Raw genomic sequence first — 22,209 nt, 5'->3', positions numbered from 1 at the left:
CTATATAGAAGCGTCGACCCCGCTTCAGGCAGAGAGCCATCCCATGCGGTCGGCCACATCATTTGCAAGCGCTTGCAATACCCTATCCAGGTTCGTATTCACGAACACCGTCGTCCTTGGCAAACAGCACGCACGGCCCCTGAGAGCCTCGCGGATCGTACGCATACCCTTTGTCTGCGAGAGCATGCATCATGTCCCGGATACCAGCCAAGCCATAGAGATGATCATGCAACTCGAGGAAGATACGCTCTACGCCTGTTAAATCTGCACTTCTGAGCAAATCACGTTCGGCACCTTCAATATCCATGACAAGAACATTGATATCATGACGAACGACAAACTCGTCAATATTGGCCGAGGACAACTCTATAGCGTGTTCATACGGCCCTTGTTTCTCATCCATCGACGACATCCAGAGGTCACGCCGCACATAAAAACGGAAAGAACAAGGCTCACCCGCAGTCAGGATACCTTGTGACAGCACCACATTGTCGAGGTCGTTGGCGTCGATAACACGCCGAGCCAGCGCCGCAGTTGATGGATTTGCCTCGAAGGCCCAAACCGTCACGTCTGGAATCTTGGCTATGATAGAGGTGATGATCCCGATTCCCGAACCAAGTTCCAAAACCCGATCACCCGATTTCACCGCTTTGAAGATGGATCGTGCTTCCTTGGCTTCATAACTCCCATCTGTCAAAGCCTGCCAGATAACGGGCGAAACCTCGTTGGATGTGATCGGTACGTTAATTCCGTGTACTTTCAGCAAAATTGCGCGCCCCAATTCCCCGGCAGCAGAACATCAGTTTCAAACGAACGATGCAAAGGTGCTCTTCTTTCGAATCTGTTACACTACAATATAGCTTTGCGGTGCTTTTAGTGCGTGAACATAAACTGATTTATAGGTTGGATGCCAGTTGTCGCGACGGATTATCGTCACAGGCCTGGAGCGCGACTAGCCACTTTTGTATCCCGCTCACTACGTTGATAGAGATGTTTGAGTTTTGAAGCGGGCATTGGTCTACCTATGAGGTAACCTTGGACCTGGTCGCACCCCAGCCGCTTCAGACACTCGAACTGTTCCTCAGTTTCAATGCCTTCTGCAATCGTCACCATTCTGAGACTACGCCCAACCCCTGTAACGAGCTCGACAATCGCGAGGGCATCTGGCCGCGTCGTCACTTCGCGCACGAAGGAACGATCAATCTTGATTTTATCAAAAGGAAATCCACTCAGGCTACCAAGTGAAGAATAGCCGGTTCCAAAATCGTCCATGGCTATCTGAATACCCAATGCCTTCAATTGGCGTAGTGTACTCAAGGTCTGTTCGTTTTTGTCCAGCAAAACCGATTCTGTAATCTCGAGCTCCAACCGCTCTGCGTGGAGTCCGCTTTGCTCAAGTGCATCAATCACGCTCTGAATAAGATTCAAACTTCGAAATTGAACTGGAGAGAGATTGACCGCAATCTTGAGCGGTTTGTTCCAATGGGCAGCTTCCAGACAGGCTGTCTTGAGTACCCAGTCTCCAAGCGCATGGATAAAACCGATCTTTTCGGCAACCGGAATGAATTCAACGGGTGAAACAGCCCCACGGATAGGGTGGGTCCAACGAAGCAGCGCTTCATAGCCGCATATTTCACGGGTGATGGTGCAAGCCTGCGGTTGATAGTAAACTTCCATTTCGCAATTCTCCAGTGCTTTCTGAAGATCTGCTTCGAATGATTTCTTCTCTCTCAAGCGTGTCTGCATCTGCGACTTGAATACACTCGCGTGACCAGGACCAAGCGCCTTCGCTTCATAGAGCGCGAGGTCAGCATGTTTAAAAAGTTCTTCCGTATCCGGCTCGCCTTGAGAGATTGCTACACCGACGCAGGTTCCGATTTTTATTTCCAGCTCGCCGACATGATAAGGCTGACTAATCGCTTCCATCAGACGATCTGCCAGCTCCAGAGCTTCCTCTTCCTGCAGCCCAGTGGAAAGCAGAGCAAACTCGTCGCCACCTAGGCGGCATACCATGTCGCCTCTCTCACCGAGTTTTGTGAGGCGCCGCGCGACTGCCTGTAAAAGTGCGTCACCGACATCATGTCCAAGCGTATCGTTGACGTCCTTGAAACCATCAAGATCTAGAAGAAGAATGATGGCCGACTGGCTGTCGGACTGTGCGGCATCAAGTCTTTTTTCCAAATCCTGGCGGAAAAGAACGCGATTGGGTAATCCGGTCAAAGCATCGTGATGTGCATCATGTTCAAGCCGAAAATTCTGCGACTGTAGCTCACCCGTCGCTTGTCGAAGGTCACTTGTCAGGCGCTGCATGCTACCATGCGCCCGATCAAGAAGCTTGTTATGACGAAGCAGAAGAATGACTAGTACCACGCCGCAAAGGATGAGACCTGCCGCCAATCCCGTATAAATAAGATGCAACTGACGAACTTCTGCCTGTGCAGCGTCGATAAGCCCAACATCATACTCAACAGCTGATGACGCAAGTGCTGTCATCGGCCCGTCAAGTGTACTCATCGACTGCAAAAGAGTTTTGACACCTTCCGCATCAAGTTTATCCAGCTGGGCATCGAGTGTCTGCAGAACATTGCTCAGCTTCAGAAACAGTTCGCGCCGCTGCGGGACATTTTGAATGAAAGAACGCAGATTACCCTGTTGTAGCAACTCCAGCCGACCAAGCATAATATCGAGACGAAGCCGCACTTCGTCACGCGTGTCCTCATTCAAATTCAGCGCATATCCAGCGAGAACATGCTCAAGTCGCATATATTCTGAAACAGTCTGACCAACAGCCCAAGAATCGTTGTAACGTGAAAACTTCTGAAGCGCAGTCTGTCGCTCAGCAATGACATAGGCGATGTAGGCCGTTGCCACCACGAAACAACAGATAATAACGCCTAGAATCCGTCTCACACTTTGCCTCTATTCAACTATCAGCTTGGCAACCTGCCACGCAGAACGTGTGTAATAGGTCTGGCTTTGGAGCTGTGGGTCGCTGTCATAAGGGTAGATTATAAACAATGGTCCTTTGTCGCGCACCGCCATGTAATTGCCATCTCGCTTCATAGCAAGAATAACATTGAACTTCTTCAAATCCTCCATAGGCAGCGTGCTGACATAGTCGTTCAACGCTACAGCCGTCACTTTCGTTCCCTTAGCGCCGACGACCGTCATAAGTTTGTCCATCGACACGCCTTCGAAGCGCACACGCCCATCATACCATGGATTAGCCGTTTCTACGGTTTCCAAACCGACGGCCTCAAGCATATCCCGATCGAACTGCGCTGTATCACCGACATTTGTATTCGAAATATTGCCAGATATGACCAAGATCGGTTTGCCTGTCGGCTCGGCCAATGGTTCAGCAACTGCCCCGGATAGCCAGACTACGGGCAAGAGCAGGTAGAAAAAGAGTCGAACGGGTTTCATTGCATTTCTCCATGATAAATTAGACCAATAAAGAGAATTGCCTAAATCAACGTGAAGATTGCATGATTTTTGTATTTTTTCATGTTCATTTGCAATAGAAATGAAATATCAGCGGCAAGCGTGACGCTGCGTAACTTCAAATGATGGCCGTTAGTGAATTATCCTTGTGCGGGATCAATTTTATACGATAGTAACGCTTTTAGTATGCCTTACCCCAAATTGCATTGGAATTTGAATTTCACCCACTGAATCGAAAAACAAAAGGGCAACGTGAACAACGCTGCCCTTTGAAGAAATCCGATGATTATCGCCCAATCAACCAGCTAGCTTCCCACCAATCATAGGCTTGGGAACCCCCGTCGTGCTCGGAAAACTGATCGGTAGACCGCGCAAAACCCGCACCGCAAGGAAAGAAAAGCATTCGGCTTCTACGGCATCGCCCCTCCAGCCAAATGTTTCAACGGGAACGAGTTCTACTTGAGCACGCTCGACCAACATACGCATCATGGTCGGATTGCGACGGCCGCCACCGCTGACGGCAAGCCGCTTTGGCCGACGCGGCAAAATATCCAGGGCTTTCCCAACCGCAGAGGTAGTGAACGCAGTCAATGTTGCCGCGCCGTCTGCCTCATTGAGACCATCGGCCATTGCATCCGTAAAATCAAAGCGATCCAATGACTTCGGATATGGCGCAGTCAGATAAGGGTGTTTGAGCAGTTCAGTGAGCCGAGCTTCGTCTACCCTACCCGTTGCTGCGAGCGCGCCGTCGCGGTCCATCTCACCCAACCTATGTGCTTTCATGAAATCGTTGATTGGTGCATTGGCTGGACCCGTATCGAATGCCACAAGCACATCATCGCCATCCCACCATGTGATATTGCCTACACCACCGAGATTGAGAATCGCAGTATTGCCACTCGAATCGGTACTGCGCAGCAAGGCAGCGTGATAGACGGCCGCAAGCGGAGCGCCCTGCCCGCCAGCGCGAATATCTGCTGTCCGGAAATCATAAGCGACTTTAGTTCCAAGCAATTCGCTCATAAGCCTTCCATCGCCAAGCTGCCTTGTATCACCAGGCCTACCAACCTGCGGTGCGCGATGCAGCACCGTTTGTCCATGGAAACCGACAACACCGATGTCTGTCATCGACAAGCCACTTTCTTCGACCAGTTCGCGAACAGCCGCAGACTGCGCGCGTGTCAGCGCTTCCTCCGCCTCGGCAAAAATCGCAGGTTCCACGCCCTCAAAATTCCAGATTCGGGCCTCAGCCTGCGCCTGTTCCAGGAGATCGCGTATCCAGAGCGGATAAGGTTTCAGCGCATAAGCACCGAATTCCTCGATGGTCTCACCATCCGTCTTCAAGAGAGCCACATCGATGTTTCCATCAAGAACAGTGCCGGTCATCAGGCCAACGGCCCATATTGGCTGCATAGACGTCTCCTATCCCAATGAGATTGTATCGCCGACGCTCTGACGCAGTGCCAGGATACCGCTGTCGAAATGGCGGGTTGGGTGTATGCGGTTTGTGAGCAAGGTCCATGCCCTACCCGCTTCAAAATCAATCCATAAACCGGTTCCTGTGAAACCGGTATGGCCGATTGTATCCTTCGAATTGAAATTGCCACCTGACCAGCCTTTATAAGGCCGTTCCCACCCGTGTGTCCTTGTGGCGGATAGTGGCTGACGCATCAACGCGATGGCATTTCGCGATGCACCACTACCATCAAGCAACCCAAGCGCGAAATCGAGTATGGATGCAGCCGTGCCGAACAGCCCCGCATGCGCAGCACCCTGCAACGCTGAACAATTGTCGTCGTGGACCTCACCGCAAAGTACACGATTGCGCCAGGTGCAATCTTCGCTGGCGGCACTCATTTCCGGCTCAGCCGAAAAGGCAAACCCCTCGCCGGGGTCCATCTTGCGAATGGTCTTGCCATATAGCCTTTCCATCGCAAAGCCGAGCAGGATGAAATTAATGTCCGAATAAACCGGTCCAGATTTTCGCCATTCACGTTGCAGAACGAATGCGCGCAACAATTCTGGATCACGTCCGTAGGTATAGATCGGTTCGACCGATGGGAACGGTGTCTGATGGCCAAGGCATTCGCGGAAAGTGACTTTGCGCTCCCACGCATCATTATCATACTGCCGAAGATCCGGAAGCAACGTGATTAACGGCGCGTCAAGATCAATGACGCCTGCCTCGGCCAGCGCAAGAATGCGGGGTGTCGTGAAAATCACTTTTGTCAGCGAGGCGAGATCGAACCATGTATCGATTGTCATCGCGCGCCGCACTGGGACAATCTGCGCATAGCCGGTCGCCCGAACAGCCCGGTTTCCAGAGAGATCAACCAGTCCGAGCACACCTCCCGGAATTCGGCCCGATTCGCACGAACTTGTCAGCAGACTGAAAGCTTTTTCAAAGCGAGCCGTAAAGGCGGTATCGACGGAGTGGCGGACATTTGGTCCTGTCATGATGATGATGCCTCGGTCCGGGCCATATGATCATGACCATATGTCTGCCAGTTTACCGGTGCGGGCTCGTATCCCAAGGGACGAACGAGTGACGGTACCTGCCTCGTGTCGAGGGTGAAATGCTCGTTGCGCCGATCAATACTTGGAACAGCAGATATCAACCGCTTCGTATAAGAATGTTTCGGCGTGGACAGGATTGATGCGGCATCGCCTATTTCGACGATCTGGCCGGCATAGACAACCGCAATGCGATGCGCGATACGTTCCACCACCGCCATATCATGCGACACGAACAGATATGCAAGGCCGCGTTCCTTCTGGAGATCAATCAGCAGTTCCAGAACTTTCGCCTGCACTGAAACATCCAGTGCGGAAACGGCTTCGTCCAAAACTACGACCGAAGGGTTCAACATCAGCGCGCGGGCAATGCAAAGTCGCTGGCGCTGCCCGCCCGAAAACTCGTGCGGGTAGCGCTCCAAACTGTTTGCGGGCAAGTCCACGCGGTCAAGTAACTGCAGCATTTTCTGTCGTGTTTCCAGCCCATTGCACCCACCAGCAGCGATAATCGGTTCAGCAAGGATGCTGTCTATGCGCAAGCGAGGGTTGAGAGAGGCGTAGGGATTCTGGAAAACCATCTGGATGGAGGATGAGCTTCGAGTGTCAGAGGTATTTGCGACACCGACTTCAAGCTTGCCGCGCGAAGCTTTGACAAGTCCGAGAATCGCGCGCGCAGTCGTCGACTTACCCGAACCACTCTCCCCTACGACCGCAAGTGTTTCGCCCTGAACTAGATCGAAATTTACGCTCTCCACGGCATGAACCGCACCGATTTTGCGGCCAAGGAAGCCGCCCTTGACAGGAAACCTGACCGTCAGTCCCTCTACAGCCAGAACAGGCTTCGCACCGGGTTCTATCGCGCGTGCATTATCGGTTCGCACCGCATTGCCGCTTTCAAAATGCGGCACGGCCTTCAGGAGATGTTGAGTGTAGGGATGCTGAGGACGGTCGAGAACAGCATTCAGTTCACCTTGCTCCACTGCCTCACCGTGTTGCATGACCATGACTTTGTCCGCCATACCTGCAACCAGACCAATATCATGGGTAATGAAGATCATCGCCATGCCGGTTTCGCGTTTCAGCTCCGCGAGCAGGGCCATGATCTGCGCTTGTACCGTGACATCGAGCGCGGTGGTCGGCTCGTCGGCGATCATGAGGCGCGGATTACAGGCAAGCGCCGTTGCGATCATCACCCTTTGCAGCATACCGCCGGAAAACTGGTTCGGGCAGTATTTAAGACGCCGTGCAGCATCCGGAATGCGTACGCGATCAAGTGCATCCTTCGCTGCAGAGACCGCCTGCTTTCCGGTAAGTCCACGGTGGAGACGGAATGATTCCTCAATCTGCTTGCCAATCGTAAGTACAGGATTGAGTGACGTCATCGGCTCCTGAAAGGTCATGCCGATTTCTGCACCACGAATTTTCGTCAACTCGGCTTCATTCGCTGTCGCAAGATCGGTGATGGTACCGTTCGCGCGATTCAGCTTGATCGTTCCATCAATAATGCGACCACCGCAAAAATCCACAAGACGATTAATCGACAAAGCTGTTACAGATTTACCAGAACCGCTTTCTCCGACAATCGCCAGCGTTTCTCCGGCTGAGAGATCGAAACTCACACCGTGTACAATCTCGTTGACTTCAGGATTACGCCCGAAACCGACGCGAAGGTTTGAGACAGACAGAAGCTTGTTCATGCCGCTACCCTCCGCATCCTGGGATCGAGAATGTCGCGCAGGGCATCACCCAGAAGGTTGAAGCCAAGAATACCGATCATGATCGCCAGCCCCGGAAAGGCCAGCAGCCATGGCGCGGTTTCCATGAGATTGCGCGCATCTGCCAGCATGAGGCCAAGCGATGAAGCAGGTGGCTGTGTGCCGAGGCCGAGGAAGCTCAAGCCTGCCTCTGTCAGCAGCGACCAAGCCAGCGCCAAGGTGATCTGCACGGTCAGAGGCGCAGCCAGATTAAGCAACAGATGCCGCGACAGGATATAATGGTTGCTGCTGCGGAAAGTACGTGCCGCATCTACGAATTCGCGTGTTTTGATCGACAATGCCGGGCCACGCACAACTCGCGTAAAGATCGGGGTGTAGACGATGGCAATGGCAGCGATACTTGTTCCTGTTCCCGGCCCAACAACGGCAATGATGAGGAGCGCGAGCAAAATTGCCGGAAATGCCAGCAGTACGTCCATCAGCCGCATGACAATACCATCCCACCAGCGCCCGAACCACGCCGCGGTCAATCCGAGAACTGTGCCAACGAACGCAGCAACTCCGACTGCAGAAAAGCCAACGATGAAGGATTGTGCAATGCCTGCCATCAGGCGACTCATTACATCCCGTCCGAAAAGGTCAGTTCCCATCCAGTGGGCAGCACTTGGAGGACGTAACCTGTCTATCCGATACTGCATCAACGGATCATGCGGCGTGAAACCAAAATAGCCGAGGCAAGCTACAATCAGATAGACCAGCACGATGAGGCCGCCAATACGCCCGCTCGGGTGAGCAAAAACGGAACGCAATATCTGCATCAGTTTTCCCCCAGACGAATGCGCGGATCAAGCACAACATAAAGAAGGTCCACCAACAGATTAACGATCATGAAGTTGAAAGCGATAAAGAGAATACTGCCCTGCACCAGTGCATAATCGCGCTGCAAAATCGCATCTAACACCATACGTCCCAACCCCGGCAGAGCATAAATCTGCTCGACCAGCACTGCCCCTCCCAGAAGATAGCCGAATTCTACTCCACTCAGCGTCACAACAGGGATAAGTGCATTGGGCAATGCATGTCGCCAGATAACAGAGCGTGCCGAAGCACCTTTGCTGCGGGCTGTGCGAACATAATCATCGCTGAGCACGTCCAGCATGGCCGAACGCGATATGCGCGTAACCGATGCCGCAAATGCAAAGCCGAGTGTTACGGCGGGCAGTATCATCTGCAAAAAATTCTGCCACGGATTTACCCATATCGGCGTGAATTCGCCCATGGCGGGCAACACACCCAAACCTGCCGAAAAAATATAAATAAAGAGGAGACCAAGGACGAAGCTGGGGGTCGACTGGCCTATCATTGCAAAAATGCGGACCGCAAGATCGGACATTTTCTCGTTACGCGTGGCCGCGTAAACACCGGCCGGAAGTCCAACGAGCAACGCGATAATCATCGACATCAATGCCAATTGTAGCGTCAACGGAAAGCGTTCCAGAATGACTGCGAGCACCGGTCTTCCGAACGTGACCGACACGCCCAGATTGCCCTGCAGCACGTCACCCAGCCAACGCCAGTACTGCGTGGTCCAGCTTTGGTCGATACCGAAATACCGCGCCAGAGACTGCCGCTGTTCCGGCGTCAGCAGTCCTGCTTCCGTTCCGAGCATAGCCGTAATGGAATCGCCCGGGACCATACGGATCGCAACGAAGACAAGGATCGACACTCCCAGCATAACAAGGGGAAATGTCAGCAGCCGACGTGTCAGATAATTCATGTCAGATTACTCACGGCCTGCCATCAAGGAAGGCACTGGAAAGCCACGCTTCCATGCTGAAGACGTGGCGGATTTCATGACATCACTGCCCGATCTGTAACTTGGTTAGGCCGAATAGCGAACCGGTAGCGCGAGGCTCAAAACCGATAACGTTCTTCTGGTGGGCAACATAGTTGTTGGCCGTATAAAGCCATATCCACGGAGAAACTTCCGTTATGTGTTTTTCGAAGTCGGAGAAGATAACCTTGCGTTTTTCAAGGTCCGTCTCGGCTCTTCCCTTCTGCATCAGGTCGTCAAGCGTATCGTCGATATATTGCGCTACTTTCTGAAGGTTACCCGCCTTGGTCCAGTAGCGTCCATACATGGTATAGGGATCAGCCGAACCACCGTTTAGCGCAACCGCCATATCGAAGTCACCCTTCAGCCATGTGTCGACATAGACATTGAGTTCCATCATGCGAATATCGAGTTTGATGCCGATTTCGGCAAGTTGCGACTGGAGAACCTGGGCTTCAGCCGCAGCGGTTGCAGGTTCTCCATTTGCAGCAATGACCGTTGCCGAAAAACCATCCGCATAACCAGCATCCGCCATCAGCTTCTTCGCTTTTTCGACATCGCGTTTATAGCAGAAAAGCGTGTTCGGATCGCTTGCATAGGCAGGCATTGTCAGCGGGCCTGTCACCCTGCCTTCGCCCAGCAGAGCCGTGTCCAGCACATCCTGACGATCAACGGCACAGGAAATCGCCTGACGCACGGCCAGCTCTGTCATTGGCTTGCGCGACGGGTTCAACTGGAGGACGTGATAGGCAAGGGCTGGAGTACGCACCAGTTCCAGAGAGCTTTCGCGCGGAACCATCGTTGCAACCAGTGGGTCGTTAAGAAATGCAAAATCGATCTGCTTGGCGCGAAGCGCTGCGAGGATCGCTGTTTCATCCGGTAGAACACTGATGTCGATCCCGTCGATCGATACTTTACCGCCCGCCCAGTCGGGATTGGTTTTCAGCACTTCCTTGGAATTCGGTTCCCAGCGCTCAAGGATGAATGGGCCTGATCCAACGGTTTTCGTCCCAATATTCCCAGCCTTGATCTCGCTTTCGGGGACCACCGCTGCATTAATGCTGGCAATGGCTGCCAATAGCGGGACGTCGGGCTGGGAGAGTTTGAAGACGACCGTTTCGGCGTCCGGGGTTTCAATGGCGGCAATGGAACCGAAATTGGCACGCGCGACTGCGCCTGTCTTTTCATCCAGAATGCGCTCGAAGGATGCTTTCACATCGGCTGGCGTTACCGGCTTGCCGTTCTGGAATTTCGCATTCTTGTCGAGCTTGAATGTGAGAACCTTTCCGCCGTCGGAAAACTCCCAGCTTTTTGCAATGGCAGGCGCGATCTGAAGGTCGGGACCGAGACGAACGAGCGGCTCATAGATGAGCTCGAGCAAGCGAATCGATGAAAAAGCCGGCTGCTTATGCGGATCGAGACCAGTGGCATCCTGTGACCAGGCCATTCGGAGCGTCGCGGCAAAAGCCGTCGAAACACCCAATCCACCAGAGCTTCCAATGCTCAACGTTATTGCGGCAGCACTCGCAATAAGGCTTTTCTTGAAACTCGCTCCCATTTTCTTCCCTCGCAAATTACTGCAACGCTGATGTCCGACTGCTTCCCCGCTTCGGCTCACGCTTTATTGGCATTTATTGCCTGTCTAAGAAATCCCCCAGCATTCTTTAATGCCTTTCTTCCCTCATCCACTGGCATTCCGGTGATCGTGATGAGGATTGCAAGCTTGACGTCATTATCCGTCAGAGCGAGAACGCGTTTCGCCTCCCCCACCTCACAGCCGGTTGCCTGCATGACAATTCGGGATGCCCGCGCAACAAGCTTATTATTGGTGGCACTGAGGCCCACCATGAGATTCTCGTATGTTTTCCCTATTCGGATCATGCTCGCCGTAGTCAGCATATTGAGAACGAGCTTCTGCGCGGTACCGGACTTAAGACGTGTCGAGCCTGTCAGTATTTCGGGCCCGACAACCGGCGATATGGCGATTTCAGCCATGGTCGCGATGGTCGAATTGGGATTGCAGGAGAGCGCCACGGTCGTGGCGCCGATGGATGCTGCGTAGGCCAGACCGCCTATCACATAAGGAGTACGCCCGCTAACAGCGATTCCCACGACAACATCGTGTGAAGTCAGACCTATATTGCGCAGATCAGCTTCCCCAAGCGACGGATCATCTTCTGCCCCTTCGATTGCATGTTGCAGCGCGTCCACGCCACCTGCAATTAGCCCGATCACCATGCCTTCCGGTACGCTAAAAGTCGGCGGACATTCCGATGCATCGAGAACCCCAAGACGTCCGCTTGTTCCAGCACCCAAATAAATCATCCGGCCACCGGCCCGAAACGCTTCGACAATCTTGTCGACGGCCTGTGCAACCTGAGGCAACACTTTTTCAACGGCAGCAGGAACCCGATGGTCCTCGCCATTGATATGACGCACAATTTCCAGAGTCGACAACAGATCGATATCCATCGTGCGCGGATTACGCCCTTCTGAAACCAGCATATCAAGCTCAGATAACAACGCCTGTTCCGTCATGCCTCTGCCTGTTCATTCGCAGCTTTCAGGATGCCGCTGCATTTATCGTTAATAAATGGTAAGATCACAAATTCTGGTGATCAACTGTAATATAGTCACATCAGATGGCCGGTGTTTCCACATTACACAAGGGTGATGTGCTGTTTGCTCTTTCCTATTCCGGAGCGATCATAATCGCCGTTACAGGCCTCAGCGAGAACCCGAAGCCGCTGTGTCTTTGTTGAAAATTTGAGTCCTGAAATCAGTCGATAATCGCGGCAGCAGCAAGGCTTGCGAAGGCGGCAACGAATGCCACTGCGACTGCACCAACCTTCGTGAACAAATTGAACATATCACCAGGCGTTTCACGGTTTGACATGTTGAGATAGACCAGCGCCGCAACGATGATGACAATCGAAAAACCGAAAGCGGATACCCACTGCCACAACTCAGGCATAAAACCTCACAAATACCGAACCCAGTTTTAAACTGCAGAGTTTATATCAAAAATTTATTACCGCAGTGTGGCGTCACTTAATGCTTCCGATTCAGGCGCGCAATGCTCACAAGGAAATCAAGCCCGTTATCATCAATATGTGATCGCTCACGGCTCTTTGGCTGTTACGAAATTTGGTTTCGTCGCCGTCATGATAAAGCGTCGATATACATACGTCCTCAACATGTTTCGCAGATTAGCCTTGTGGCGTTGCGCTTGTGCGATGGGCGCGTGGGACAGGGTTTTGATTGAACAGAAACCAGCCTCTTCAAGCAGAGGCCAAACATCTTCGGCACGCAGTCCTTTTCCAAAAGGAAGTGCATTCATAATAGCTTCGTGTCGATCGCTGAGTGCGCCATCATAGTGCTTATCTTCACCCACCACTCTATCGATCAGCGAAATAAGAAAAGAAGCGATTCGGCCAACCGAGCGGGGCCGTTTCCAATCGCCATCAAAGAACAGCAGCCGACCTCCCGGTTTCAATATTCGATACCATTCGGCAAACGTTTTTTCGGGTTCGGTGAGTGTCCAGACGAGATGCCGACAGATGATTGCGTCATAACTTTCGTCTGGTTCCATAGTGTTCTCCGCGTCAGCGAGAATGAAACGCAGTCGGGGTTTACCCGCATGCTTCTTCGAAGCCACTGCCAGCATTGTTTCCGAAAAATCCAGTGCAGTCACATCGTGACCAAGATCATGGATCAGCCGTGTAACCTCACCCGTCCCACAGGCCAGTTCCAGAACACGTTGTCTCGATGAACCTAGAAAATCTCGTATCGGCGCCTGCCATGCATCGGTTTCTGGTCCCGCCGGAATGCGATGGCCAAAAGCCAGATCGAATGTTTCTGATCTTCGGGACCAATAGTCTCTGATCTCTTCCTTAAGATCGAAATTATCCCGGCTCATCGACTACCCATTTCGTTACAGAATAACATTACGATCCCATACATAATAACATCTCCAAAAACTGTCTACTGCACAAGCTTTTGAATAGAAGATCGGAGAGATGGGTATCAGACAGCAAAAGCCGTGATATATCTGCGAGAAAGCGGACCGTGTTCAGGCACAGGCTTTGCAGAGAAACAGAATCACAAGGGCATGTATTATGACTTCACCCTCGTCTCCTCCACGGATCGAACAGGCAGAACGTCTTGAACGATTGGCATTGTTGCAAGACAAGTTAAGAGAACGCGGGATAGGCGGGCTTCTGCTCGGACCGACAGCAAGCTTGCGCTATTATACCGGGCTTGTCTGGCACATCAGCGAACGTTTTCTGGGCGCCCTCGTCACACCGTCGGAAGTTATCTATATTGTTCCCGGCTTTGAACAGAGCCGCGTCGAAAGCCTGCCGCATCTGCCGGGGGAAATTCGTGTTTGGCAGGAAGAAGAAAGTAGCGCTGCGCTGATAGCATCACTCATTCCCGCAAGAGCTACCCTTGCCGTAGACGATGCTATTCCCCTGTTCGTCTATAACTCTCTCAGGCACAAAATTTCTCTTGAACGCTTGCTTGATGGTGGGGAATTAATTCGTGAACAGCGCATCTGCAAGTCAGACAATGAAATCGCGGTCATTCAGTACGCGATGGATCTGACGCTTGAAGTCCATCGCCGCGCGCATGCGCTGATCAAGCCCGGCGTTGCCGCAAGTGAGGTGGTGCGCTTTATCGATGAACAGCACCGGGCCCTCGGCGCTGCTGGCGGCTCGACATTCTGCATCGTCTCGTTTGGAACGGCGACTTCGTTGCCACATGGCGCGGATGGAGAACAGTTCTATCAGCCCGGTGATGTTATCCTTGTGGATACCGGATGCCGTATCGATGGCTATCACTCCGATCTAACGCGCACCTACATGCTGGATCAAGCAAGCGCAGAATTTTCGCGCATATGGGCGATTGAACGCGAAGCGCAGCAAAGCGTTTTCGATGCAGCAAAGCTCGGCACCACCTGTTCAACCCTTGACGATGCAGCACGTGCTACGCTCATCAAACATGGACTGGGGCCGGATTACGCATTGCCTGGTCTTCCACATCGCGCCGGTCACGGCCTTGGTCTGGAAATTCACGAGGCCCCTTACATCGTTCGCGGGAATTCGATCCCACTTGCTGAAGGCATGTGCTTTTCCAACGAGCCGATGATCGTGGTTCCGGATCAATTCGGCATTCGTCTGGAAGATCATATTCATATGACGGCAACCGGGCCGAAATGGTTCACCCAGCCAGCGAAAGGCCCAACCGAACCTTTCGCATAATGCCGTAACTGCTGCTATCAATTGCCGGGCATTCCCGCCCAGCTTTTCGATTGCTTTTCGCCAATACCGATCAGATCGATGGCTCGCGCCGCGATCTGATCAGCCACTTCATCGACCGATTGCGGTTTGAAGTAAAAGGCTGGAACCGGCGGCATCACAATCGCGCCCATTTCTGTCACCGTGCACATATTGCGCAGATGGACCAGATGCAGCGGCGTTTCTCGTGCGATCAGGATCAGCCTGCGCCGCTCCTTCAAATGAACGTCGGCGGCGCGGGTTAGCAGACTGTCGCTGTACCCTGTTGCAATCGCCGCAAGCGTGCGCATAGAGCATGGCGCAACGATCATACCCGCGGTCGCGACCGATCCGCTTGCGATCAGAGCGCCAATATCGCCGACGGAATAGCTTCTGTGCGCAAGCTTGTGCAGAAGCGCATAACCGTCAGGCCCCAACTCGTGGCGCAATGTCTGCTGTGCGGCGTCTGAAACAACCAAATGGGTCTCGACATCAGTTAAAGCAGAAAGTTGTTCCAGTAGTTTGAGCGGGATGAGAGCGCCCGATGCGCCGGAAATTCCGACAACAACCCGTTTCATCGCATCTCTTCCTTGCCCAATCCAAGTTCGCCCCACATCGCGTCCACACGGGTGGTCACATCGTCGCTCATCTTCAGCACAGCGCCCCACTCCCGGTCAGTTTCGGCGCCGATTTTGTTGGTCGCATCGAGACCAAGCTTCCCACCCAAACCCGAGCGCGGCGATGCGAAATCGAGATAATCCACAGGCGTGTCGGAGAGCATCACCACATCGCGGCTCGCATCGAAGCGCGTAGCGAGCGCCCACATGACATCATCCCAGTTGCGAACCTTTATGTCGGGATCGACCGCGATTATGAGTTTCGTATAACTGAATTGCGGCAGCATCGACCAAAGCCCCATCATCACCCGCCGCGCCTGGCCGGGATAGCGCTTGTCGATCGAGACCACCATTGCACGATAAGAACACGCGGCTGGGGGCAACCACAAATCGGCAATTTCCGGGAACTGTTTTCGCACAATTGGCACGAACAGCTCATTCATTACTTCGCCCAGTCTTGAGGGCTCATCCGGAGGGCGACCGGTATAGGTCGAAAGATAGACGGGGTTCTTCCGTGTGGTGATCGCCGTCACCTGCATGACCGGAAATTCCTCGACACTGTTGTAGTAGCCCGTGTGATCGCCATAAGGCCCCTCCGGCGCTGTCACTGATGCGGAAACTCGCCCTTCCAGAATGATTTCAGCGTTAGCAGGCACGGAGAGCGGCACAGTGTGTGCATCAACGACGGAAGGCTTCCGTCCAGCAAGCAGGCCCGAAAAGGCAAGCTCGCTCATCCCTTCTGGCAAGGGCATAACGGCTGCAAGGATCGTCGCCGGATCTGCCCCGATAGCCACGGCAACCGGCATATCCTCGCCCCGCTTTTGCCACATACGATGATGGCGCGCACCACCACGATGAGCGAGCCAGCGCATGATGAGCTTGTCCCGCCCCAGCTTTTGCATCCGGTAAATGCCGACATTTATATCCGATGGATCATCCGGTGCCCGTGTAATAACCAGCGGCCAGGTCACAAGCGGCGCAGGCTCTCCCGGCCAACACGATTGAATCGGCAATAGATCGAGATTGACGGCTTCAGCTTCCAGTATCATCGCCTGCACCGGTGCGCGTCGGACCTGCCGAGGACGCATATTCAATGCAGCCTTTGCCAAAGGAAGCTTGCTCCATATTTCTCCTGCCGAACGGGGCGGCTTTGGTGCACGCAGTTCCGCGAGCATCTCGGCAAGGTCAGGAATTGTCTCGACAGAACGGCCAAGTCCCAATGCAATACGTCGCGTGGAACCAAAAAGATTGGCCACCAGTGGAATTGAATGTTGATGACCGTCTGCATCGACCGGTTGTTCGAAGAGTAATGCCGGACCATCCGCTTCGAGCACACGCTTGTGGATTTCTGTTATTTCCTGGACAAGCGATACCGGACGCTTGATCCGGACGAGATCATTGCGCCGTTCAAGCTCCGACAAGAAGTTTTGCAGGCAGTCATAGTGCGACGGAAAAGATTGGGCCGTTTTCATGTCCCTACTTTTGAGTATCGAATTCTTTCGCCGTCTTTGATCTGAATCAAACTGCCCTCGTATTGAATCGCCTAATTCTGAATTCACCTTGTAAAGCTCACCGGAGCTGAGTGATGATGAAGATACCTTCAGCCGTGGCTGTTCCTGCCCGGCTTGTTCCGCCATTTCTGATCGCCCCTTTTGTTTCGCGCATTTTCTTTCAGGTCATGCGCGCGCATCCGGGCCTATTCGAGCGTCTGGGAGACTATGCGACAAAGCGCTTTCGTTTTCATCCTTCCGACACGCCGTTCGCTTTCGTGATCGAGCCGGATAAACCGCGCATCACAATCATGCGCGAAGATGAAACAACGGAAGTGGATGCGGGCATTGAAGGGCCTCTGGTTATGCTGCTCGCGCTTTTAGAGGGTAAACTTGACGGGGATGCGCTGTTTTTCTCCCGAGACATCACCGTGACGGGCGACATGGAGGCCATGCTGGCACTTCGCAATGCGCTGGATGACTGCAATATTGACTTGCCGTCCGACCTCGGCACAAGTGCCGGACCCTTCGCCCCAATGGTTCGTGGCATCGCAAATTACGTGCGCAGCAAAGCTCTCGGCAAGGAAGCCACCGGATGGAACTGATTTGTCCTGCAGGTACGCCATCGGCCTTGCGTGAAGCAGTGGGTGCAGGAGCAGATGCCGTCTATTGCGGTTTCCGTGACGAAACAAATGCACGCAACTTTCCCGGCCTTAACTTCAGCCGCGATGAACTACGCGACGCAATCCAGTTCGCGCATGCCCGCAAAACACAGGTTTTCGTTGCCATCAATACGTTCATGCGCGCAGGCGATGAGGATATTTGGTATCGAGCTGTAGACGATGCGTCCTCCCTTGGTGCAGATGCTGTCATCCTCGCCGATTTTGGGTTGATGGCTTATACCGCCGAGAAGCATCCAACACAGCGGCTCCACGTATCCGTACAAGCTTCCGCGTCCAATGCAGACGCAATCCAGTTTCTCGTCGATGCATTCAAGGCAAAGCGTGTCGTGTTACCACGCGTTCTGACCATTGCCGATATTGCGAAACTCGGCCGCAAGATCGGCTGCGAAATGGAAGTATTCGTATTCGGTGGACTATGCGTGATGGCAGAAGGGCGATGCTCCCTGTCTTCCTACGCTACCGGCAGATCGCCCAACATGAACGGTGTTTGCTCACCGGCAAGTCATGTGCGTTACCGGCAAGACGGAGACGAACTTGTCTCCGAACTCGGTGACTATACGATCAATCGTTTTCCTTTGGGCGAGCCCACCGGCTATCCGACGCTCTGCAAAGGCCGGTTCAATATCGCTGACGATCAAGGTTATGCATTCGAAGATCCCATTTCACTCGACGTCATGAACCATATAGACGAGTTGCGAGCGGCAGGCGTCTCAGCGCTCAAGATTGAAGGCCGCCAGCGCGGCAAGGCTTACGTTGGTGAAGTCGTCTCGACACTTCGTCAAACACTCGCCGCCAGCCCTGAAAGCCGCGCGGCCCTTTTGTCCCGCCTCCGTCTGCTGAGCGAAGGCCAGCAAACGACTTCGGGCGCTTACGACAAACGCTGGAGATAGATATGTCCGCAGCCAGCCTCAGCCTCGGTCCTGTTCTTTTCCTGTGGGACGGCCCGAAATGGCGGGATTTTTATTTTCGTATCGCCGATGAAGCTCCGGTAACCCACGTTACCGTGGGTGAAATCGTCTGCTCCAAGCGGTTCCATTTCCTGACGCCTTATATGGACGCTGTGATTGAACGGCTGCAACGCGCAGGAAAAACGGTGAACCTCGGTTCGCTGGCACTTGTCATGCTCGAACGGGAAGCAAAACAGGTCCGCCAAACGATCAAGGAAGCGACGCTGCCCGTAGAAGCAAACGATCTATCAGCACTGGGACTCTTATCTGGTGTGCCGCATATAGTCGGCCCGCTGGTCAATGTTTACAATGCTGCGACCGCAAAGGTTCTTGCCGCACGCGGCGCACAATCAATCTGTCTTCCGCCGGAGTTACCGATCAGCTCAATTCGAGAGATTGTCAAAGCTGCTCCGGATATTGCTTTCGAAATATTTACGTTCGGACGGGTGCCGCTTGCCATTTCAGCCCGTTGCGCGCATGCGCGCTCCAAGGGACACATAAAGGACAATTGTCAATTTGTATGCGGTGAAGAGCCCGACGGATTGCCAGTCAAAACTCTGGATAGCCAACCCTTCCTTGTGCTGAATGGCGTGCAGACCCTCTCCCATACCTGTCAGTCACTAATCGAGGACTTGCCTGACCTGCAAGAAGCAGGGATCACGCGTTTCAGATTGTCGCCGCAGGATTGCGACATGGTGGATGTGGCTCGCATCCATGAAAAGGTACTGAACCGGATTATCAGTCCTGATGAAGGGATTGCGCGCTTACGAAAGATCTATCCGGACGTACCGCTCTCGAATGGATTTTTGCACGGAAACATTGGGGCGGCTTGGATCAGCCGTCAACGTTCAACAGCCGCAAACTAGATCGAGGTAGATCCACTTTCAGGAAGCTCGCGCTAGTTGTTTGACTCAGAGTTTGATGGTGCGATGTTTTTGTGCGGATGGAAGGATGCGCTATAGTAGTGTTGCAAATTTTTCATTGTTTGCGCGTCATGACACCGTGATTATGTATAATGGATGATCAGCGGGAAACAGCTGGCAATCGAATTCAAGGGCGCTCATTTCCCCAAGAGTGCCATCGTGCATGCAGTCTTCTTTTATGTTCGCTACCCTGTGTTCCCCGGCAGGTCAAATATCTCAATAATATCTTGGAACAGGATTATCGCTTCATCAAGCGGCTTACAAAACCGATGATCGCTTCAAGCCATTCTATGCTGCGTCGGCCACCCTTGCGGGGATCGAGGTTGCTCACATGATCTGCAAGAACCAGTTCCCCAATGACAATCGCTCGCCAATCCACGTCTTCGCCGAACTCGCAGCGTAAGTGTGTTCAAAGATAAGCACACCTTTAGCATACAAAAAAAATGGCGACGCTACCGCCCCTCGCGCATATTCTGGACGAGCCGGTTTTATCAGATCCTCGGGAACACCTCGCCTCGTCTCGCGCTCTTATTTTACCCGGTAAAGAAGATGCCACTCATCACTCGAACCAGCGTACGGCCCTGTGCTTGCGTCACGCCCGGCGCGATCCATGGTGCGATTTTGGACGGTAGGCGACAAAACCTGCGAAGTTATCTGGGTCGTTTCGCCTGCAACCGTTTGACAACGAAACCGGCAAAACATCACATTTTCGATTACTCTCCGTGATGCAGACTTCGGCGGGCAAACACCATCAAGCATTCAGGAGAACACGAAATCGTCAGCGGACAGATCAGAAAGCGAGACGTCTTCGATGAGGATGCCGTAATCGTCACGGCCTGCGATTGCAAAATAGACACCGTCCGCCGTGTCCCGTGAGGCCGCGACGAAATCCTCGTAATCATAGACGAAACCCGCATGATCGAAGTGGATCACGTCACCCCCCTCCGTGTCGAAATCAGTGATACGATCAACACCAGAAAGACCGATATAAAAATCAGCCCAGACAAAGGTGTCGGCACCCGTTCCACCGGTCAGGACGTCGGCGCCTCTATCGCGCCCGGCGTCGAGGATGTCGTCACCCTCACCACCATCCAAATGATCAGATCCGTCTGTGCCTAGGAGTGTGTCATTGCCACCTCGCCCCTCAATCAGATCGTCGCCACCCTGGCCGTCCAGCAGGTCATTGCCAGCTCCACCGCGCAGGATATCGTTTTGCCCCCCTCGAATTTGTACATCGAATTGCTCGATATTGCTGAAGGCCAAGCTCCCCATCGTCCCGGTCATCGCGTCGAACACGACTGGGCCATCATAGTTGAGGGTCAACACGAGCCGGTCCTGCCCATCGCCGCCGTCGATTTCGCCTTCCAGTGTGTTTCCAAATGAGTTGGCGACGCCGAAACCGTCATTACCGGAACCGCCGTAAAGCCGATCATAGCCTCCATAGACATGGGACAGCCAGTCGTCGCCAGCGTCGCCAAACAGCGTGTCATCACCCCTGTCGCCGTGCAACTGATCATTACCATCACCACCGCTCAGGTAGTCGGCGCCATAGCCACCTCTCAAATTATCATCGCCGGCACCGCCAAAGAGCCTATCGTCGCCCTGCCCGGTGAAATCCGCGCTGTCACCCCAGAGCTCATCGTTACCAATGCCGCCTTCGAGATAATCGTTGCCGTCATTCCCCTGGATCAGATCGGCGCCTGCACCGCCCCGAACCACGTCGTTGTCGGCACCAGTCGATATCATGTCGTTGCCGGCTGAACCGTCGACCTGATCGTCACCTGCACCGCTCGCGATATCAGCCGATGACAGCCCCGCCGCATTCACCTTATCATCACCACCGCCCGTCTCGCCGACGAACTGCTCGAAATTGCGGATGATTGTTCCGCTCGAAGTAGTGCCGCTGGTGAAGTCGAACATGAGATCCTCGCTACTTCCGGCCTCATCGATCGTAAGCGTATCGTTACCCTCGCCACCGTCAAGCTCGGCTGAAGACAGCGTCGCGATGACGGTGTCATTGCCGGTACCACCGAAGAGCCGGTTGGCACCAAGCCGGTCGATGATGGTATCATCCCCCGCGCCAGCATCTACAAAATCGGCTCCAAGAGCACTCGCCGGATCATCGAAATCGGGCCAGGGCTGTCCTATCAGATCGTTGCCCGCTCCGGTCGATATCTCGTCGTCGAAACTGCCGCCGTTGACCCAATCGTCCCCGCTCCCGGTCATCACCTCGAAGCGTTCAATCTCACGGAAGTAACTGTGTTCCACAGTCTGCGTCTGGTAACCGACGATGCTGTGGCCGTTCGTTCCATTGAAGAAAACAGCGCGATTCTCGTCCGATAAGTCTAGGGTGAACGTGTCGAAACCCTCACCGCCGTTGAGCGCACCGCTTGTCCCGATAAGAACGAGCCGGTCGTCGCCCACTCCTCCTTCCAGCCGGTCGTAGCCACTCGTACTGGTCAAAACGTCGTCACCAGCACCGCCGTCAAGAAAATCATCGCCCTCCCGACCGTCCAGATCATCACGGCCGGCAAGCCCGGAAATCCGGTCGGCTTCCATTGTTCCACGCAGGGTATCGTCACTATTCGTACCGATAATCGTCGCCATGGCACCAACGTCCTTCTCTGACTTCTCGTCAGGAAGACTATAAAGGCGCCAGGGTTAAAATGAAACAACATTATACGAACAATACCTGAAAATCATCCAACAACTACTTGATATTATAAAATTTTACTTCAAAATTACTTTTATTATTTACAAGATTTA

General features: G+C 53.4%; 19 protein-coding genes and 2 pseudogenes. 6 read left to right on the top strand and 15 right to left on the bottom strand.

What is annotated here, in order from left to right:
• Nucleotides 1-82: 82 nt before the first annotated feature.
• The 10 genes from JNC70_RS19730 to murQ form a co-directional block, all read right to left on the bottom strand.
• Complete coding sequence (locus JNC70_RS19730; RefSeq protein ID WP_104757361.1) at nucleotides 83-766, bottom strand: FkbM family methyltransferase; 684 nt, start codon at nucleotides 764-766, stop codon at nucleotides 83-85.
• A 167-nt stretch (nucleotides 767-933) separates the two neighbouring features.
• Nucleotides 934-2,910 (bottom strand): putative bifunctional diguanylate cyclase/phosphodiesterase, encoded by a 1,977-nt coding sequence (locus tag JNC70_RS19725; RefSeq protein ID WP_374788864.1) that lies wholly within the window; start codon nucleotides 2,908-2,910, stop codon nucleotides 934-936.
• A 9-nt stretch (nucleotides 2,911-2,919) separates the two neighbouring features.
• The gene (locus JNC70_RS19720) at nucleotides 2,920-3,426 is read right to left on the bottom strand and encodes a putative pterin-binding protein (protein ID WP_104757357.1); all 507 of its coding nucleotides are present in this window, start codon (nucleotides 3,424-3,426) and stop codon (nucleotides 2,920-2,922) included.
• 315 nt (nucleotides 3,427-3,741) lie between these two features.
• Nucleotides 3,742-4,857 (bottom strand): anhydro-N-acetylmuramic acid kinase, encoded by a 1,116-nt coding sequence (locus JNC70_RS19715; RefSeq protein ID WP_104757356.1) that lies wholly within the window; start codon nucleotides 4,855-4,857, stop codon nucleotides 3,742-3,744.
• Between the two features lie 9 nt (nucleotides 4,858-4,866).
• On the bottom strand, nucleotides 4,867-5,901 hold the full coding sequence (locus JNC70_RS19710; RefSeq protein WP_104757355.1) for a serine hydrolase domain-containing protein: 1,035 nt from the start codon (nucleotides 5,899-5,901) through the stop codon (nucleotides 4,867-4,869).
• Nucleotides 5,898-7,655, bottom strand: coding sequence for an ABC transporter ATP-binding protein (locus JNC70_RS19705; RefSeq protein ID WP_104757354.1), 1,758 nt, complete (start codon nucleotides 7,653-7,655; stop codon nucleotides 5,898-5,900). Before JNC70_RS19705 ends, JNC70_RS19710 begins: the two co-directional genes overlap by 4 nt.
• Complete coding sequence (locus JNC70_RS19700) at nucleotides 7,652-8,491, bottom strand: ABC transporter permease (protein ID WP_104757353.1); 840 nt, start codon at nucleotides 8,489-8,491, stop codon at nucleotides 7,652-7,654. Before JNC70_RS19700 ends, JNC70_RS19705 begins: the two co-directional genes overlap by 4 nt.
• Nucleotides 8,491-9,450, bottom strand: a complete 960-nt coding sequence (locus tag JNC70_RS19695) for an ABC transporter permease (RefSeq protein ID WP_104757352.1) — start codon at nucleotides 9,448-9,450, stop codon at nucleotides 8,491-8,493. Before JNC70_RS19695 ends, JNC70_RS19700 begins: the two co-directional genes overlap by 1 nt.
• An 82-nt stretch (nucleotides 9,451-9,532) precedes the next feature.
• Complete coding sequence (locus JNC70_RS19690; RefSeq protein WP_104757351.1) at nucleotides 9,533-11,065, bottom strand: ABC transporter substrate-binding protein; 1,533 nt, start codon at nucleotides 11,063-11,065, stop codon at nucleotides 9,533-9,535.
• A gap of 56 nt (nucleotides 11,066-11,121) precedes the next feature.
• A complete protein-coding gene (murQ, locus tag JNC70_RS19685) occupies nucleotides 11,122-12,045 on the bottom strand; it encodes an N-acetylmuramic acid 6-phosphate etherase (RefSeq protein WP_104757350.1) in 924 nt (307 codons plus the stop codon).
• 101 nt (nucleotides 12,046-12,146) lie between these two features.
• Between murQ and JNC70_RS19680 the strand changes: the two are divergent.
• A pseudogene (locus JNC70_RS19680) lies at nucleotides 12,147-12,248 on the top strand (MurR/RpiR family transcriptional regulator); the annotation flags it as partial.
• 38 nt (nucleotides 12,249-12,286) lie between these two features.
• On the opposite strand, the gene JNC70_RS19675 reads toward JNC70_RS19680, so the two are convergent.
• Both JNC70_RS19675 and JNC70_RS19670 read right to left on the bottom strand, forming a co-directional pair.
• Nucleotides 12,287-12,481: a hypothetical protein gene (locus tag JNC70_RS19675; RefSeq protein WP_061346523.1), complete on the bottom strand. Its 195-nt coding sequence runs from the start codon at nucleotides 12,479-12,481 to the stop codon at nucleotides 12,287-12,289.
• 147 nt (nucleotides 12,482-12,628) lie between these two features.
• Nucleotides 12,629-13,426, bottom strand: coding sequence for a class I SAM-dependent methyltransferase (locus tag JNC70_RS19670; protein WP_104757349.1), 798 nt, complete (start codon nucleotides 13,424-13,426; stop codon nucleotides 12,629-12,631).
• A gap of 199 nt (nucleotides 13,427-13,625) precedes the next feature.
• Here JNC70_RS19670 and JNC70_RS19665 point away from each other — a divergent pair, with 199 nt between their 5' ends.
• Nucleotides 13,626-14,768: a M24 family metallopeptidase gene (locus tag JNC70_RS19665; protein WP_104757348.1), complete on the top strand. Its 1,143-nt coding sequence runs from the start codon at nucleotides 13,626-13,628 to the stop codon at nucleotides 14,766-14,768.
• Between the two features lie 17 nt (nucleotides 14,769-14,785).
• Here JNC70_RS19665 and JNC70_RS19660 read toward each other — a convergent pair whose 3' ends face one another.
• Entirely contained in the window at nucleotides 14,786-15,361 is a 576-nt protein-coding gene (locus tag JNC70_RS19660; RefSeq protein WP_104757347.1) for a UbiX family flavin prenyltransferase, read from the bottom strand.
• Entirely contained in the window at nucleotides 15,358-16,872 is a 1,515-nt protein-coding gene (locus JNC70_RS19655) for a UbiD family decarboxylase (protein WP_104757346.1), read from the bottom strand. The genes JNC70_RS19660 and JNC70_RS19655 overlap by 4 nt, the downstream gene beginning before the upstream one ends.
• 113 nt (nucleotides 16,873-16,985) lie before the next feature.
• On the opposite strand from JNC70_RS19655, the gene ubiT reads away from it, so the two are divergent.
• The 4 genes and pseudogenes from ubiT to JNC70_RS19635 form a co-directional block, all read left to right on the top strand.
• On the top strand, nucleotides 16,986-17,495 hold the full coding sequence (ubiT, locus tag JNC70_RS19650) for a ubiquinone anaerobic biosynthesis accessory factor UbiT (RefSeq protein ID WP_104757345.1): 510 nt from the start codon (nucleotides 16,986-16,988) through the stop codon (nucleotides 17,493-17,495).
• Nucleotides 17,486-18,463 carry a ubiquinone anaerobic biosynthesis protein UbiU gene (ubiU, locus tag JNC70_RS19645; protein ID WP_104757344.1) on the top strand — a complete coding sequence of 326 codons (978 nt, stop codon included), beginning with the start codon at nucleotides 17,486-17,488 and terminating at the stop codon, nucleotides 18,461-18,463. The genes ubiT and ubiU overlap by 10 nt, the downstream gene beginning before the upstream one ends.
• A 2-nt stretch (nucleotides 18,464-18,465) precedes the next feature.
• Nucleotides 18,466-19,386 carry a U32 family peptidase gene (locus tag JNC70_RS19640; protein WP_104757343.1) on the top strand — a complete coding sequence of 307 codons (921 nt, stop codon included), beginning with the start codon at nucleotides 18,466-18,468 and terminating at the stop codon, nucleotides 19,384-19,386.
• Between the two features lie 257 nt (nucleotides 19,387-19,643).
• A pseudogene (locus JNC70_RS19635) lies at nucleotides 19,644-19,846 on the top strand (DDE-type integrase/transposase/recombinase); the annotation flags it as partial.
• 356 nt (nucleotides 19,847-20,202) lie between these two features.
• Here JNC70_RS19635 and JNC70_RS19630 read toward each other — a convergent pair.
• Nucleotides 20,203-22,050, bottom strand: a complete 1,848-nt coding sequence (locus JNC70_RS19630; protein WP_104757342.1) for a calcium-binding protein — start codon at nucleotides 22,048-22,050, stop codon at nucleotides 20,203-20,205.
• Nucleotides 22,051-22,209 lie beyond the last annotated feature (159 nt).

The sequence above is a fragment of the Brucella oryzae genome, assembly GCF_041929965.1.
Classification (GTDB): Bacteria; Pseudomonadota; Alphaproteobacteria; order Rhizobiales; family Rhizobiaceae; genus Brucella; species Brucella oryzae.
This window is presented reverse-complemented; position numbering and strand designations above follow the sequence as displayed.

What these genes read in the sequence shown, in the direction of transcription:
- JNC70_RS19720 (WP_104757357.1), bottom strand. Translation starts at nt 3,426, where the DNA reads ATGAAACCCGTTCGACTCTTTTTCTACCTGCTCTTGCCCGTAGTCTGG.
- JNC70_RS19715 (WP_104757356.1), bottom strand. Translation starts at nt 4,857, where the DNA reads ATGCAGCCAATATGGGCCGTTGGCCTGATGACCGGCACTGTTCTTGAT.
- JNC70_RS19710 (WP_104757355.1), bottom strand. Translation starts at nt 5,901, where the DNA reads ATGACAGGACCAAATGTCCGCCACTCCGTCGATACCGCCTTTACGGCT.
- JNC70_RS19705 (WP_104757354.1), bottom strand. Translation starts at nt 7,655, where the DNA reads ATGAACAAGCTTCTGTCTGTCTCAAACCTTCGCGTCGGTTTCGGGCGT.
- JNC70_RS19700 (WP_104757353.1), bottom strand. Translation starts at nt 8,491, where the DNA reads ATGCAGATATTGCGTTCCGTTTTTGCTCACCCGAGCGGGCGTATTGGC.
- JNC70_RS19695 (WP_104757352.1), bottom strand. Translation starts at nt 9,450, where the DNA reads ATGAATTATCTGACACGTCGGCTGCTGACATTTCCCCTTGTTATGCTG.
- JNC70_RS19690 (WP_104757351.1), bottom strand. Translation starts at nt 11,065, where the DNA reads ATGGGAGCGAGTTTCAAGAAAAGCCTTATTGCGAGTGCTGCCGCAATA.
- murQ (WP_104757350.1), bottom strand. Translation starts at nt 12,045, where the DNA reads ATGACGGAACAGGCGTTGTTATCTGAGCTTGATATGCTGGTTTCAGAA.
- JNC70_RS19675 (WP_061346523.1), bottom strand. Translation starts at nt 12,481, where the DNA reads ATGCCTGAGTTGTGGCAGTGGGTATCCGCTTTCGGTTTTTCGATTGTC.
- JNC70_RS19670 (WP_104757349.1), bottom strand. Translation starts at nt 13,426, where the DNA reads ATGAGCCGGGATAATTTCGATCTTAAGGAAGAGATCAGAGACTATTGG.
- JNC70_RS19665 (WP_104757348.1), top strand. Translation starts at nt 13,626, where the DNA reads ATGACTTCACCCTCGTCTCCTCCACGGATCGAACAGGCAGAACGTCTT.
- JNC70_RS19660 (WP_104757347.1), bottom strand. Translation starts at nt 15,361, where the DNA reads ATGAAACGGGTTGTTGTCGGAATTTCCGGCGCATCGGGCGCTCTCATC.
- JNC70_RS19655 (WP_104757346.1), bottom strand. Translation starts at nt 16,872, where the DNA reads ATGAAAACGGCCCAATCTTTTCCGTCGCACTATGACTGCCTGCAAAAC.
- ubiT (WP_104757345.1), top strand. Translation starts at nt 16,986, where the DNA reads ATGATGAAGATACCTTCAGCCGTGGCTGTTCCTGCCCGGCTTGTTCCG.
- ubiU (WP_104757344.1), top strand. Translation starts at nt 17,486, where the DNA reads ATGGAACTGATTTGTCCTGCAGGTACGCCATCGGCCTTGCGTGAAGCA.
- JNC70_RS19640 (WP_104757343.1), top strand. Translation starts at nt 18,466, where the DNA reads ATGTCCGCAGCCAGCCTCAGCCTCGGTCCTGTTCTTTTCCTGTGGGAC.
- JNC70_RS19630 (WP_104757342.1), bottom strand. Translation starts at nt 22,050, where the DNA reads ATGGCGACGATTATCGGTACGAATAGTGACGATACCCTGCGTGGAACA.